Below are 12,508 nucleotides of genomic sequence, written 5' to 3' on the forward strand. Positions count from 1 at the left end.
CGTTGCCTTATACCTCCATCACCCACCAAGCGCCGGCAGAACCGGAGCCTGTGCCAGTAACAGGCGCTGCACAATCCGGGCCGCCTGCTGGTGTTCGGCTGCAAGGCCTGCACGCCGGACAGGACGGCGGCGCAGGAGGGGGCTTGCGGCCTCGATCCTGTCCCATGCCACGCCAAAAAACGGTTCCGCGTAGGTCTCGATCAGCGTGGCGGAGGGCAGCATCAACTGACCCGCCAGTGTTTCAGCCCGTGCCTGCCAGGAACCATGACGCATGGCGTTGCCCCATAACGGGCGCAGGGCCGCGCGGGCCTGGGCGCGGTGCAGGCAGCTCACGGCAGGTTCAAGGCTTTCATCGAGCATTTCGTCCTGCCGGATCATGCGGCGGGCCATGGTATCGGCCATGCCGCCACGCGCGCGTCCTGCAATCCGGCCTGACACGCTTACCCACACATCAGGCGCGTGGCGTATGGCGGCATCCACGCGGCGCAGGGCCGCCAGAAATTCCCGGTCCTCGCCAAGTGGTACGGCGGGAATGCCACCCGCGCGGTGGTACAGGCCAACCCGCACCGCAATACTGGCTCCCGAATGCTCGACATGGCGTGGCCACGGATCATGCGGATCGGGGTCGGCAAGGTCGTGAATCCGGTCAAGCATGGTGGCGTAGGCGGTTTCCGCCCGGTCATCATCATGCAGGCAGGCGGGCAGGCGCGCGGCCTCCACCGGGTCGATCAAGGCGCGGCCACAGATGGCATCGGCCCCTTGGGCAAAGGCGGCAAGCGTCTGGGCCAGCCAGTCCGGCGCCACCAGGGCATCGGCATCAGTCGTGAGCACGATGCCTTTTGGCCCCGCAAGCTCAGCCGCGCGGGCCATGGCTGCGCGCCGTGCGGTACCGGCATGGGCAATCGCGGGTGGATAGGTGCGCTCAACCACATGCAGGCCGAAAGGCAGCCTGCTGCCCAGCGCCTTTACGATAGGTAATGTCGCATCGGTGCAGTTGTTGAGCAACAGCACCACATGGCTCAGGCGGGCTGCGTGCTGGCGGGCGAGTGCAAGCAGGCAGGGGCCGATGCGCTCAGCCTCGTTCCGCACGGGAATGGCCGCGACAAGGGGGCGGTCAGGCTGCATGGGTCACCTGTGGACAGGGAGAACGCTCAACGCCCGATGGGCAGGCCCGGTTGCATAAACGCAGATTGCGCCCATGCGGAATGGTGGCAACCCGATTAAATTCGGATACGCGACCGCATGGATGCTTTTAATGACCTACGAGGTTATAATTGATTGTGAGATCAATATGAAACACGGCGCCCTTGAGGGGTAGGTTGTCAGGGAGCGTCTTGCCGATGAACATGTTCATGGTCGCATTGTCGAGAAAAATAGTACCTGAATATTTTACAAAACGAACGGGCCGGATTGATCTTTTTATGGAGGTGGATGATTCCTGATTGTAGGCATATCTATTCCATACCGTTATGCTTATTTCCATTCCTTACTTTATGGACCTAGCTGGCGCAGCCTGATTTTGGGTGCCGGGCAATACAGATCCTTTTTCACCGTGCTGTCATTTCGTGCCGGGCAGGCATTGCGGGCAGCAGGCAAAGCGTCTGCCTGTAAGGATCATTGTTTTTCGGAATTTTCATAACGCTATATTCAAGGCAGACCACAACATGGCGCCTCATGCCTTGCCGATCATGGATGAGTGACCACATTTCATAGAACCATTTTCAATAAGGAGCGTTTTATATTGTAACTATAACGATAAAAAGGCTTTTCATCGTGAATGACGATACTGTAAAGCATGATGACCTGTCCTATCGGGACAGCGTGCAACAAGGACGCCGGAACGCCTTTCTTTTTGCCGGGGCGGCTGGACTTGCCGGGCTTATGTTTGGTCTCGACACCGGTGTCATTGCCGGTGCGCTCAAATTCATGGGCCTTGACCTCGGGGCCAATGAGCGCGCGCAGGAATGGATTGTCTCCTCGCTCATGCTGGGTGCCGCAGGCGGCTCGCTGCTGGCCATCCCGGTTTCGCATTACCGGGGCGGCGGGGGGCCATGTTCTATGCCGGCCTGCTGTTCCTGCTTGGCACCGCCCTGTGTTCGCTGGCCCCGTCCATTCCCGTCATGATCGCAGGCCGTGTCTGCCTTGGCATTGGCGTTGGTTTCGCGTCTTTTTCAGCACCGCTCTACATTGCTGAAATTACCGAAAAGAGCCAGCGCGGCACCATGATCTCGCTCTACCAGCTTGTCATTACCGCAGGCATGCTCCTGGCCCTGCTGTCAGACAGCCTGCTTTCTTATGGCGGGCACTGGCGGTGGATGCTGGGTATTCTGGCCGTGCCCACGGTGTTCTTCATTCTGGCCACGACGCGGGTGCCTTATTCACCGCGCTGGCTGGCCATGCATGGGCGCAGGCGCGAAGCCCGTGGCGTGTTGCAAAAAGTGCGTGGCTCACGCGAACGCGCCAATAATGAACTTGACCGGATTGAACAGAACCTCCGCAAAACCAAGGGAAATGGCTTCCAACTCCTCAAAACCTCAAGGGGTTTTCGCAAGACACTGGCCCTGGGCATGGCGCTCCAGATGTTCCAGCAACTCGCGGGCATCAATATCCTGCTGTATTACGCCCCGCATCTGCTTGAACATCTTGGTTTTTCGGCTCAGGCGGCAGTATGGTGCACGACACTGCTCGGCCTCGCCAACATGGTGGCGACCGGCGTAGCTATTGTGCTGATCGACCGCTGGGGGCGCAGGCCGTTGCTGCTGCTCAGCACGCTCATGGCCTCTTCCAGCCTGTGTGCGTTCGGGTTCGTGCTGTTTGCGCATGTGGAGGGCAGCATGGGCAGCATTGCCATCATTGGGCTGCTGGTGCTGTTCACGCTGGGCTATGCCCTGGGGGAAGGGCCGGTGCCGTGGACCATGTGCACCGAGATCCAGCCCCTGCAGGGGCGCGGGCTGGCCATAGCGTGCTCCACCTTCGCCAACTGGATGACCAACTGGCTCATCAGCAACGTTTTCCTGTCCGTCATGAGTCTTATCGGGGATTACGGCATTTTCTGGCTTCTGGCTGGTTTCAATGCGGTTTTCTTCCTGATCGGTTACTTCCTTGTGCCTGAAACGCGCGGCTGCTCGCTTGAAGAGATCGAGCAGCGTGTCAACGCGGGCTACCCCTTGCGTGAAATCGGGCAACCGGGAGGCTAAAAGACTGTTTGAAAACAACTCTTTTATAAAAAATAACAAAAGTGTTTGGGTGCCGCCTTTATTTTAAAAAGGCGGCGTTCCTCGAAGCTTTTTTAAAAAATCTTCACCAAAAACTTCTGTCTTTTGAATTTCAACCTAAAAAAAGCCTGCCGCACCGGGAGGAAAACGTCCCGGTGGGCAGGCTGAAAAACCAGTGGCCCTGAGTGCTGCGTGTGTCAGTGCAGGTTGGGGTCAGACGTGTTTTCAGGCTGCCAGCCTGCGCGGGCGTTCAGTGCCCGGTGGCGGATGGCCGAAGGCAGCATCTCGCGCAGGATCTTCATCGCGGCCTGTGCGGAAAGTCCTGTCTGGGTGGAGAAACGCTCGAGTTCCGTCGGGCGGAACAGGGCAAGGATCGTGCTTTCATCGGCATGCGGGGCCTTGTCGTGTTCCTGCCAGGTGCGGATCAGCGGCAGCATGCCCGCTTCCTCCGCGCGGTGCTCGAGCATGCTGGGCTCGTCTGGCGCAGGCAGGGGACCAAGAATGTCGTTGAGCACCGACAGCGCGCCGGAACGGTCGCCCTGCGCGCCTGTCAGGAAATCACCGATGCGGGTGGTCATGTCGGTTACGTTACGTGAAATCGTCATGTGAACCTCCGGGAAACGGTAGCGGGGCACCACCAGGCCATGGCGTGCCCCGGTCACGGGACGGTATTATTTACCCTGCACGGTGTCCCGGCATGCAGGCGACAGACGGGTAACCTTGCGTTGCATGCAGGCTTCAACCTGTCTTGTATCCGGTATGTCCAACGGGCACAGCCGCAGGGCATCGGCCTTGCAGGCCGCGACCTGCTGCGGTGTTGCCGGATCATCGGCATAGGCTTGTGTTGCCATCCCGATCCCCAACCCTAAAGCGATGGGGAGGGCGGGAAAAACGGTGAACCGCATCCTGTATCCTCCGTGGTTTTCAATAGGGTGGCAAGGATCAAACGCGCCCGCCTTCAGGGGGTTTGCCCCACCTGAAGGGATAAAAAACACGTTGCCGTGAATAATCGCGCAGCCCTTGCCACGACTTTACATGCCCGGCGCGCTGGCGGCACCGGGGCTCTGGTCCTGTCCTGCCTGCTGGGGGGAGCCGGTGGGGCCACCCATGCCTTCACCCACGGCATTGCCTGTGGGGGCGGCGGGATCGTGCCGGGGCGCATCCGTTTTTTCCGCCGAGCAGGAAATGCAGGCATCTTCCCCAATGCGGCCACTGCAGGCCATGAGGGGCAGGGCGAGCCCCATGCTCACCGCAAGGGCGCATGAACGGGCCATAACCCCAAGGGACATGAAGCGGGGCGGGTTGATGGTCGCGGCTACGGGCACGGGTTCCTCCTTGTTGCTTCAGGAGGCTGTTTCAAAAAACACCATGCCGGGTAAAGGACGGGTCGGCCCTGCCACAGGCAGTGGCTGACCGGCAGGGGGCCTTGTGAAACAGCCTGCCTGACCCATAACGGATGACCCGCGCCACAGTTGCATGCGGCGTGCCTGCAGCGGCTACGGCGTGTTGCGATGGCGTGGCACAATGCGTGCACCGGCCACGCCTGCGCCCGGCGGCAGGGTGCACAGCCCGGTGTGGCCATCAGGCGTTACACGCCATGTTCCGCCGCGCTGTCTGCAGTCCTGGGCCGGGGGCAGGTTGCGCGCCATCAGTGCATCGCCACAGCCCGCAAGCCCGAGCAGCCCCAGCAGGGCGAGGCGGGCAGGGCTGCGTGATTTCACTGCGGCCGGGCGGAATGATGGCTGCGGAACAGGGCCCATTCCTCCATCACAGTGCCATCTGGCAGGTGGCACCAGCCCGTCGTGCCCTGTGGGGACGTGCGCAGTTCAAGCCTGCCGCCCAGGTGCACGCAATAGGCGGAAGCCGGGTTGGGCATGCCGATCCGCGCCGCCTGCGCCGGGTCATAACGGGCAGTGCAGGCCCCCAGCACAACAGTTGCGCCAAGGGCTGCAAGCCGCATCAGGGCGCTGCGGACCGGGGTAGGGAAGAGGTTCATCATCTCGTTTCGTGCCACATGCAGCAAAAAATGTGTTGGGGTCTTGATAACAGGCCCAGGCCCATTGGCCAAACCCGTCAGGGCGCGTGACGGGCTGGCGGCAGGGCAGCCTGCACTGCGCCGAATGCCGCGCCATGGCCTAGGGCGCGCAGCATGATGGCCAGGTTGGCATGGTCCATCACGGCGCTGTTGGTCAGGCGCGGCAGGCCATGGGCATCATACCACATGAGCCAGAACCGTGCACCTTCCGGCCCGCGCACATATTCCAGCCACAGCGTATCGCCCGTATCGGCCCGTGTGACCAGTGGCGCGGGCAATACGCTGCCACGGACCTGCCCCGGGCCGTGCGGGTGGCCGTGGCGGGTATCGGTGCGATAGCGGGCGTTGGCGCAGGTAAACGGCTCGGTCATGATGCCAACCCCTACGCCACCGCGCGCAAAATGTGAATGACCCCGATGGACACGGCCCGCATCGGCGCGTATGGGAGGCCGCATGTCTTCCATAAAGCCCCCCCATGGCGTGCGGCTTGGCATAGATTTCGGCACGACCAATACCGTTGTGGTGGTGCTGGACGCCAAGGGCCAGCCGCAGCCCGCGCGCTTCCATTTTCCCCATCATCCGCCCACCGAGACATGCCGCACGCTGCTATGCCTGTGGCATGACGAGATGCAGGCCCGTAGCACCTCGCTACAGGAAGCCATCGGTGCCGCGGCGGTGGATGCCTACCTGGAAGACCCGGCGGAAAGCCGCCTCATCATGTCCATGAAGTCGTATCTGGCGCAGTCGTCCTTTCGCCAGACACGGCTTTTGGGTCAGGTGATGACGCTGGAATCACTGGTTGCGCGTTTTCTGTCATGCCTGATGCGCACGCTCGATATCGACCCCGCTCATGTCAGCGCCACGGTGGGGCGACCGGTGCATTTTGCCGGTGTCCGCGCCGATGACGCTTTTGGCGAGGACCGCCTGCGGGCAGGCTTTGCGCAGGCGGGCTTCCATCATGTTGACGTAGCACTCGAGCCCGAAGCGGCAGGCTGGCACTTTGCCCAGCGCCTTACCGCCCCCGCCACCGTTCTGGTTGGCGATTTTGGCGGCGGCACGAGCGATTTTTCCATCCTGCGTTTCGACCCCGCAAGCGGGCAGGGGGCGACCCCGCTGGGCTATGCGGGCGTGGGCATTGCAGGCGACCAGCTTGACTACCGCATCATCGACAACGTGATCGCGCCCGAACTGGGCCGCAACACCACCTATCGCGTCATGGGTGGCCAGCCGCTGCCTGTGCCCGCCGAATGGTATGCGGCTCTTGGCCGCTGGCACCGGCTGGCGCTGATGCGCACGCCCCAGACATTGCGCGACATGGCCGACGTGGCCCGCACCGCCGCCGAGCCAGAAAAGATACAGGCGCTGATCGACATCATCGAGGCCCAGCAGGGTCAGGCGCTGTACCGCGCCGTAGGCCAGGCCAAGCGTGACCTGTCCAGCGCCCAGAGCGCCACGCTGGATTACGAATATGGCGATGTGCGCATTCACCGCACCATAACCCGTGCGGAATTCGAGGGCTGGATCACGCCTGACCTCGCGCGGTTTGACGAGGCGGTGCAAACAGCACTCGAACGCGCAAACCTGCCCGCAAGTGCCATTGACCGCGTGTTCCTGACTGGCGGCACGTCCTTCGTGCCTGCCGTGCGCGCGCTGTTCACCCGCCGCTTTGGCGCAGACAGGGTGGACATGGGCGGTGAGTTCGTATCCGTGGCGGAAGGGCTGGCGCTGATGAACGGGTGATAGCGATTTTAAACCCGCTACCCTGCCGATCTCCTGGACACTGTTTAAAAACAACTCATTGACAAAAAATGATGAAAGTTTTTGGGAACCGCCTTTTTTAAAAAAGCTTCACCAAAAACATCCTTATGATTCCTGGATGTTTCCCGGGCGAATTTTTCAAACAGTCTCCCATAACCTGAAGAAGGCTCTCGACGTCTGACAGCGTGAGTTCGGTACCATTCTGGACTGGGACGATCCCGGTGGCCCCGCCCCTGCCGCTTTCCTGCGGGATTGATCTCGTTACGTATGTAGGACCGAAACACGCGGCCTTGGCGCCATTCATGGCGATTGTCTGTTCCCTGCAGGCCGAAGGGGTGCTTAACCTGCGGAGATGAAACCGATTGCCCCCGGCCTGCCACCAGTTGCCCCCACCCGTATTGCCCGCCGCCTGCGTTGCGCCAGCCTGCTGGTTGCAGCCCTGCTTGCAGGGTGTGCCGGGCCGGTCAGCGTGCGGCAGGTCTCGCTGGTGCACAGCTATCGTGCTGCCACGCGCACGGCGCTGGCGGGGCGCGAGGCAAGCGATACCACGCTGATCGTGCTGCGCCGCCACGGCCTGCTGCCGCTATGGCGCAGAAGGCCCGACAGCGCCATAGCCACCCTGCGCACGCAGGCGGCGGGCCGCGATGATGAGGCCGATGTGCTGTTTGCGTTAGCCGAACTGAGTTACCGGCAGGGCCTGCGCCACCACCATGAACAGGATTTTCTGGCCGCCAGCCTCTATGCCTATGCCTTTTTGCAGCCGGGGCAGGCGGATGGCCCCAGCCCGTATGACGCGCGTTTCCGACAGGCCTGCGACCTGTACAATCTTGGCCTCGCGGCAGCTTTTCCGGCCCCGGTCAATATTGCCGGCCAGACCCGCGCCCTGCCGTTTGGCACGCTCGAGTTGAGCGCTGATCCTGCCCAGTTACGCTGGCATGGGCGCGTGCTGGACAATATCCGCCCCACCGCGACCCTTGGGGTGGCTGGCATCAGTAATGTCTATCATACCCCCGGCCTTGGCGAGGCCCTGACCGTGCTGGCCCGCGCCACGCCGGATGTGCCCGCCCGCCCGGCCAGCAGCGGCCAGACGTTGCAGCACGCAGGCAAGCGCGCGCCATCCGCCGTGGCCGACATCGCGGCACCAGCGCAGGATGACGCGACGCGCAACCGCGCTACACCACAAGATCAGGCACCCCCTGAAGGCACGCCCGATGGCAGCTTCGTCATAGCGGAGAAACTGCGCCTGCCCGCAAGTCTGGTGCTGGAAATGGATAACCCGCGCATGCAGGTGCTTGGCGAGCACCCCAGTGGGCGGCTCATGCTGCGCATAATGGATGAAAGCACCGACACCCACATAGCCGATGCCTACGTGCCCGCCGCCTATGACCAGACCACCGCCCGCGCCCTGAGCCTGGTGGATACCGCGCTGGGCACCAAGGAATACCGGGGATTCTTTGACGGCACGACCTATGACGGCACCCGCCCGCGCCTGATCGCCATGAACCCGCACCACCATGGCAGCATGCCGGTGGTGTTCATACACGGCACCGCCTCCAGCCCGTACCGCTGGGCCAGCATGGTCAATGACCTGCTGGAGGACAGGCGTATCCGCGACCATTTTGATTTCTGGTTCTTCTCCTATGCCACGGCCAATCCCATCCCGTATTCGGCGTGGCAGTTGCGTCATGCCATTACCGAGGCCGTGGCCAGCCTGGGCGGCGTGCAGGCCGATCCCGCGCTGGGGCACATTACGCTGATTGGCCACAGCCAGGGCGGGCTTCTGGCGCGCATGCTGGTCATCAACCCCGGTGACAGGCTGTGGAATGGCACGGCTGGCCGGCCTCTTTCCAGCTTCCACCTCAATGCCGACACCATGGCGCTGATCCGCCAGACCATGTTTCCCACCCCTATGCCCGAGATCGACCGGGTGGTGTTCATCTCCACCCCGCAGCATGGCAGCTACCTTGCGGGCAAGTCGATCGCCCAGTTCGTGGGCGGCATGGCCAGCCTGCCGCTGCGGGTGACCGAAACCGCGCGTGAGATCGTGACCGGAGCAGGTGACAGCACGCATGTCGACAACCGCATTCCCCGCCTTGGCAGCGTCTATGCCATGTCGCCGCACAGCGCGTTCATGCGCACGTTGCCCACCATCCCGATCATGCCCGATGTGCATGTGCATTCCATCATTCCCGTATGCGGGGCAGGGCGGGACCTGGCCCATGCCGATGATGGCGTGGTCTCCTATGCCAGCGCGCATATCCCTGATGTGGAATCAGAACTGATCGTGCGCCATTCGGAGCATTCCACTCAGTCCAATCCCTTCACCATAGCCGAAGTGCAGCGCATCCTGCTTGAACAGCTTGCCCGGTATGCACCCGGCCCGCAGGCCACGCGCCCTGCCGCGCGGCCATGAGCTGGCCCGTGCGGCACCGATGGCGCATGGTCGGCCTGCGGTCCGTTCTGGGCGTGGTGACAGTGATGGGCACGGGGGCGCTGTATTATTCCACCCTCATGCCCGATGCGTTACGGCTGGGCCTGAGCGCGGCATTCGCCGCCGTGATGGTGGGGGCAGGGTGGCTGCGCCCGGCTCGGCTCGGGCATGCGGCGCGGGGCATTGCGACCGTGGCACTCATGGGCTGGTACGTGACCGACCCGCCGCGCAATGACCGGGTCTGGGCAGAGGAATACGCCATACCCGCCGATACATGGCGTGAGGGCAATATGGTGCATGTTCGCAACGTACGCAATTTTCGCTACCGTTCAGTAACCGATTACCTGCCTGCATGGTATGACGCGACATATGACCTGAGCAAACTTGAGCGGGTCGATCTGGTTACATCCTATTGGGCGGGTGAAAATATTGCCCATGTCTTCCTGAGTTTTGGCTTCAGCGATGGGCAGCACCTTGCCATGTCCATCGAAACCCGCAGGCAAGCGCGTTTTCCCTATTCCACCATTGCGGGATTCTTCCATCATTATGAACTGTTCTATGTAACGGCCGACGAACGCGACCTGATCGGCGTGCGCACGGATGTGCGCCGCGAGCGGGTTTATCTATACCGGCTTGATCTTTCGCCTGCCGTGCGTGAGCGGCTGTTCCTGAGTTATGTGAGTGCGATCCATGACATTATCCGCCATCCGCTATGGTACAACACGCTAAGCGATAACTGTACCACGGGTATTCTGGCGCGCGCGGGTGCAAAACTGCGCTACCGTTTTGACTGGCGCATCATACTGAGCGGGCACACCGCCAGCATGGCCTATGACATGAACCTGCTCGGCCCCTATGACCCGAAGCGTTACCCCGATTTTGCCGCCCTGCACGCGGCAAGCCGCATACAACGCCCGGCAGGGGTGGTTATCGGGCCGGACTATTCCATTGCCATCCGCGCCGCGCTGCCCCCGCCAGAAGGGCCGGGCCTGCCATGATCCTGCCTGCGCATTGACACGCGGTAGGATATGGCGTTTTGAATTCGTGGTAATTTCATGGGTAACGATTCAACATATACCAGAAAATAAATATACCTCATAAAGATGTATGGTAAATGAATATTTACCATGGGATTTAAATTATTTTTCCTTAAATAAAATATCGGAATTCCGCATTTTTATCTGTATTTTTATCCATGAAGATTATATTCTCAACTCCGGATATCGCGATTAGCGATTGGTTTGATACTTTTCCATGACTTGTTAGGAAATTGTTAATGAACAAGGTTTCCCTTGCAGCGTGCCTCGCTGCGGTGCTTCTCGTTGCAGGCTGTCAGTCTGCTGGCAATACCTCGATCCGTAAGGAAACGGCCGAAAGTGTTGACCAGAAGATCCATGATAACGTAACCACCAAGGAGCAGGTGCGCAGCATGTTCGGTGACCCGATGAGTGTGCACTTTACCGATAGCGGACGTGAAGAGTGGCAGTACAGCTACGAATACAGCCGCCAGAATGGCACAAACTTCGTGCCGTATTATGGCTCCTTCTCCAGCGGAACGCATGGGCGTGAGAAGAACCTGACAATCATTTTCAATAATGATGTCGTGTGGCATCATAGCATGACCGCTTCCAAGGTGCAGGCACATAACGGCCTGTAATATTAAAAGGTCAGTTCTGCCGCTTATATATATATTTGAGCCATTCCTTACGGCGCGCCTTTTCCATAAAGAAAAGGCGCGTTATTTTTTATTGATATGGTCTGCATGGCGCAGGCTGGTACGGATCGCCGTGATATTCGTGCGGCTTATCGATTTCCTATATTCCGGCATGGTCCATCATTCCCGTCGCCATATAAAATCATGGGAAGTGACGCAGCGTATCGGGAAAAGCTGACACGCCCGGCATGATGTGCCCGCTCTTGCGGCTGCGCCCCGATACGCCCATTATCGCGGCCACTGAACCGTGGAGACGTGACATGCCAACCCTGTTCACACCGCTGAAGATCGGTGCCCTTACGCTGCCCAACCGCATTATCATGGCGCCGCTGACGCGCCTGCGCGCAGGGCCTGATCATATTCCAAACGATCTGATGGCCGATTATTATGCCCAGCGCGCGCTCGCGGGGCTGATCCTGTCGGAGGCAACCCCGGTTACGCCCCAGGGCATCGGCTATGAAGATGTGCCGGGCATCTGGTCGGAAGAGCAGGCGGAAGGGTGGAAAAGGGTCACCGCAGCCGTGCATGCGGTGGGCGGGCGCATTTTCATGCAGCTCTGGCATGTTGGCCGTATTTCGGACCCGTATTTTCTCAATGGTGCGGCCCCGGTGGCCCCAAGCGCGATTGCGGCCAAGGGCCATGTCAGCCTGCTGCGCCCCAAGCGTGATTATGTAACGCCGCGCGCGCTGCGCACCGATGAAATACCGGGCATTGTCGCAGCCTTCCGCCGAGGGGCGGAACTCGCCAAAATTGCCGGTTTTGATGGCGTGGAAATTCATGGCGCCAATGGCTACCTGCTCGACCAGTTCCTGCAGGATTCCACCAACCACCGCACCGACCAGTACGGTGGCCCGGTCGAGAACCGGGCGCGGCTCATGCTTGAAGTGACCGATGCGGCGATTGATGTATGGGGGCCAGACCGGGTGGGCATGCATCTCTCGCCGCGCTGCGACCTGCACGACATGGGGGATTCTGACCCCGCCGCGACCTTTGGCTATGTCGCGCGCGAACTCGGCCGGCGTGGCATTGCGTTCATCTGCGCGCGTGAGGCGGAAGGGCCGGACAGTCTGGGCCCGCAACTCAAAAAACAGTTCGGGGGCGTTTATATTGCCAACGAAAAATTCACGCCCGCCAGTGCGGAAAAAGCCGTTGAGGCAGGCTGGGCCGATGCCATCGCCTTTGGCCAGGCCTTTATTGCCAACCCCGACCTGCCGGAGCGCCTGCGCACGGGCGCGGAGCTGACGCCGCCAGACCCCGGCACTTTCTACACTCATGGCCCGGAAGGCTATATCGACTATCCCACGCTTGGCGCCGCGGGCGACTGAACCCGATCCAACCGGCCTCCTCCCGTCATC

At 61.1% G+C, this 12,508-nt stretch carries 14 protein-coding genes; 6 read left to right on the top strand and 8 right to left on the bottom strand.

Features of this window, described 5'->3' with window-relative positions; all coding sequences use genetic code 11:
- Window positions 1-18: 18 nt before the first annotated feature.
- Together GXY01S_RS08250 and GXY01S_RS18910 are read right to left on the bottom strand one after the other, a co-directional pair.
- Window positions 19-1,125, bottom strand: a complete 1,107-nt coding sequence (locus tag GXY01S_RS08250) for a glycosyltransferase (protein ID WP_061273989.1) — start codon at window positions 1,123-1,125, stop codon at window positions 19-21.
- 582 nt (window positions 1,126-1,707) lie between these two features.
- Window positions 1,708-2,031 (bottom strand): hypothetical protein, encoded by a 324-nt coding sequence (locus GXY01S_RS18910; RefSeq protein WP_255210393.1) that lies wholly within the window; start codon window positions 2,029-2,031, stop codon window positions 1,708-1,710.
- Window positions 2,032-2,051: 20 nt separating this feature from the next.
- Between GXY01S_RS18910 and GXY01S_RS08255 the strand changes: the two genes are divergently transcribed.
- Window positions 2,052-3,197 (top strand): sugar porter family MFS transporter, encoded by a 1,146-nt coding sequence (locus GXY01S_RS08255; RefSeq protein ID WP_255210394.1) that lies wholly within the window; start codon window positions 2,052-2,054, stop codon window positions 3,195-3,197.
- A 215-nt stretch (window positions 3,198-3,412) separates the two neighbouring features.
- Here the strand turns inward: GXY01S_RS08255 and GXY01S_RS08260 are convergent, their stop codons facing one another.
- The 6 genes from GXY01S_RS08260 to GXY01S_RS08285 form a co-directional block, all read right to left on the bottom strand.
- On the bottom strand, window positions 3,413-3,820 hold the full coding sequence (locus tag GXY01S_RS08260) for a hypothetical protein (RefSeq protein WP_061274102.1): 408 nt from the start codon (window positions 3,818-3,820) through the stop codon (window positions 3,413-3,415).
- A 66-nt stretch (window positions 3,821-3,886) separates the two neighbouring features.
- Window positions 3,887-4,120 carry a hypothetical protein gene (locus GXY01S_RS08265; RefSeq protein WP_242501296.1) on the bottom strand — a complete coding sequence of 78 codons (234 nt, stop codon included), beginning with the start codon at window positions 4,118-4,120 and terminating at the stop codon, window positions 3,887-3,889.
- A 126-nt stretch (window positions 4,121-4,246) separates the two neighbouring features.
- Complete coding sequence (locus GXY01S_RS08270) at window positions 4,247-4,540, bottom strand: hypothetical protein (RefSeq protein WP_061273991.1); 294 nt, start codon at window positions 4,538-4,540, stop codon at window positions 4,247-4,249.
- 171 nt (window positions 4,541-4,711) lie between these two features.
- The gene (locus tag GXY01S_RS08275; protein WP_110570389.1) at window positions 4,712-4,936 is read right to left on the bottom strand and encodes a hypothetical protein; all 225 of its coding nucleotides are present in this window, start codon (window positions 4,934-4,936) and stop codon (window positions 4,712-4,714) included.
- The gene (locus GXY01S_RS08280) at window positions 4,933-5,214 is read right to left on the bottom strand and encodes a putative hemolysin (RefSeq protein ID WP_242501297.1); all 282 of its coding nucleotides are present in this window, start codon (window positions 5,212-5,214) and stop codon (window positions 4,933-4,935) included. The genes GXY01S_RS08275 and GXY01S_RS08280 overlap by 4 nt, the downstream gene beginning before the upstream one ends.
- Before the next feature lie 74 nt (window positions 5,215-5,288).
- The gene (locus tag GXY01S_RS08285) at window positions 5,289-5,705 is read right to left on the bottom strand and encodes a hypothetical protein (protein ID WP_255210395.1); all 417 of its coding nucleotides are present in this window, start codon (window positions 5,703-5,705) and stop codon (window positions 5,289-5,291) included.
- Between GXY01S_RS08285 and GXY01S_RS08290 the strand changes: the two genes are divergently transcribed.
- The 5 genes from GXY01S_RS08290 (at window position 5,704) to GXY01S_RS08315 (ending at window position 12,478) form a co-directional block, all read left to right on the top strand.
- Complete coding sequence (locus GXY01S_RS08290) at window positions 5,704-6,990, top strand: Hsp70 family protein (protein WP_061274108.1); 1,287 nt, start codon at window positions 5,704-5,706, stop codon at window positions 6,988-6,990. The two genes, GXY01S_RS08285 and GXY01S_RS08290, sit on opposite strands and share 2 nt — an antisense overlap.
- A gap of 370 nt (window positions 6,991-7,360) precedes the next feature.
- Window positions 7,361-9,421: an esterase/lipase family protein gene (locus tag GXY01S_RS08300; RefSeq protein WP_082770788.1), complete on the top strand. Its 2,061-nt coding sequence runs from the start codon at window positions 7,361-7,363 to the stop codon at window positions 9,419-9,421.
- A 26-nt stretch (window positions 9,422-9,447) separates the two neighbouring features.
- A complete protein-coding gene (locus GXY01S_RS08305) occupies window positions 9,448-10,437 on the top strand; it encodes an Lnb N-terminal periplasmic domain-containing protein (RefSeq protein ID WP_082770793.1) in 990 nt (329 codons plus the stop codon).
- 278 nt (window positions 10,438-10,715) lie between these two features.
- Window positions 10,716-11,096, top strand: coding sequence for an outer membrane protein assembly factor BamE domain-containing protein (bamE, locus tag GXY01S_RS08310; RefSeq protein WP_061274004.1), 381 nt, complete (start codon window positions 10,716-10,718; stop codon window positions 11,094-11,096).
- 317 nt (window positions 11,097-11,413) lie between these two features.
- Entirely contained in the window at window positions 11,414-12,478 is a 1,065-nt protein-coding gene (locus GXY01S_RS08315) for an alkene reductase (protein ID WP_061274112.1), read from the top strand.
- Window positions 12,479-12,508: the final 30 nt, after the last annotated feature.

It is taken from the genome of Komagataeibacter xylinus NBRC 15237 (assembly GCF_001571345.1).
GTDB lineage: Bacteria > Pseudomonadota > Alphaproteobacteria > Acetobacterales > Acetobacteraceae > Komagataeibacter > Komagataeibacter xylinus.

Bases quoted from the DNA above. Each gene is read 5' to 3' on its own strand.
- GXY01S_RS08250 (WP_061273989.1), bottom strand. From the start codon at position 1,125: ATGCAGCCTGACCGCCCCCTTGTCGCGGCCATTCCCGTGCGGAACGAG.
- GXY01S_RS18910 (WP_255210393.1), bottom strand. From the start codon at position 2,031: ATGCGAAACCGGGATGGCCAGCAGCGAGCCGCCTGCGGCACCCAGCAT.
- GXY01S_RS08255 (WP_255210394.1), top strand. From the start codon at position 2,052: ATGTTCTATGCCGGCCTGCTGTTCCTGCTTGGCACCGCCCTGTGTTCG.
- GXY01S_RS08260 (WP_061274102.1), bottom strand. From the start codon at position 3,820: ATGACGATTTCACGTAACGTAACCGACATGACCACCCGCATCGGTGAT.
- GXY01S_RS08265 (WP_242501296.1), bottom strand. From the start codon at position 4,120: ATGCGGTTCACCGTTTTTCCCGCCCTCCCCATCGCTTTAGGGTTGGGG.
- GXY01S_RS08280 (WP_242501297.1), bottom strand. From the start codon at position 5,214: ATGATGAACCTCTTCCCTACCCCGGTCCGCAGCGCCCTGATGCGGCTT.
- GXY01S_RS08290 (WP_061274108.1), top strand. From the start codon at position 5,704: ATGTCTTCCATAAAGCCCCCCCATGGCGTGCGGCTTGGCATAGATTTC.
- GXY01S_RS08285 (WP_255210395.1), bottom strand. From the start codon at position 5,705: ATGCGGCCTCCCATACGCGCCGATGCGGGCCGTGTCCATCGGGGTCAT.
- GXY01S_RS08300 (WP_082770788.1), top strand. From the start codon at position 7,361: ATGAAACCGATTGCCCCCGGCCTGCCACCAGTTGCCCCCACCCGTATT.
- GXY01S_RS08305 (WP_082770793.1), top strand. From the start codon at position 9,448: ATGGTCGGCCTGCGGTCCGTTCTGGGCGTGGTGACAGTGATGGGCACG.
- bamE (WP_061274004.1), top strand. From the start codon at position 10,716: ATGAACAAGGTTTCCCTTGCAGCGTGCCTCGCTGCGGTGCTTCTCGTT.
- GXY01S_RS08315 (WP_061274112.1), top strand. From the start codon at position 11,414: ATGCCAACCCTGTTCACACCGCTGAAGATCGGTGCCCTTACGCTGCCC.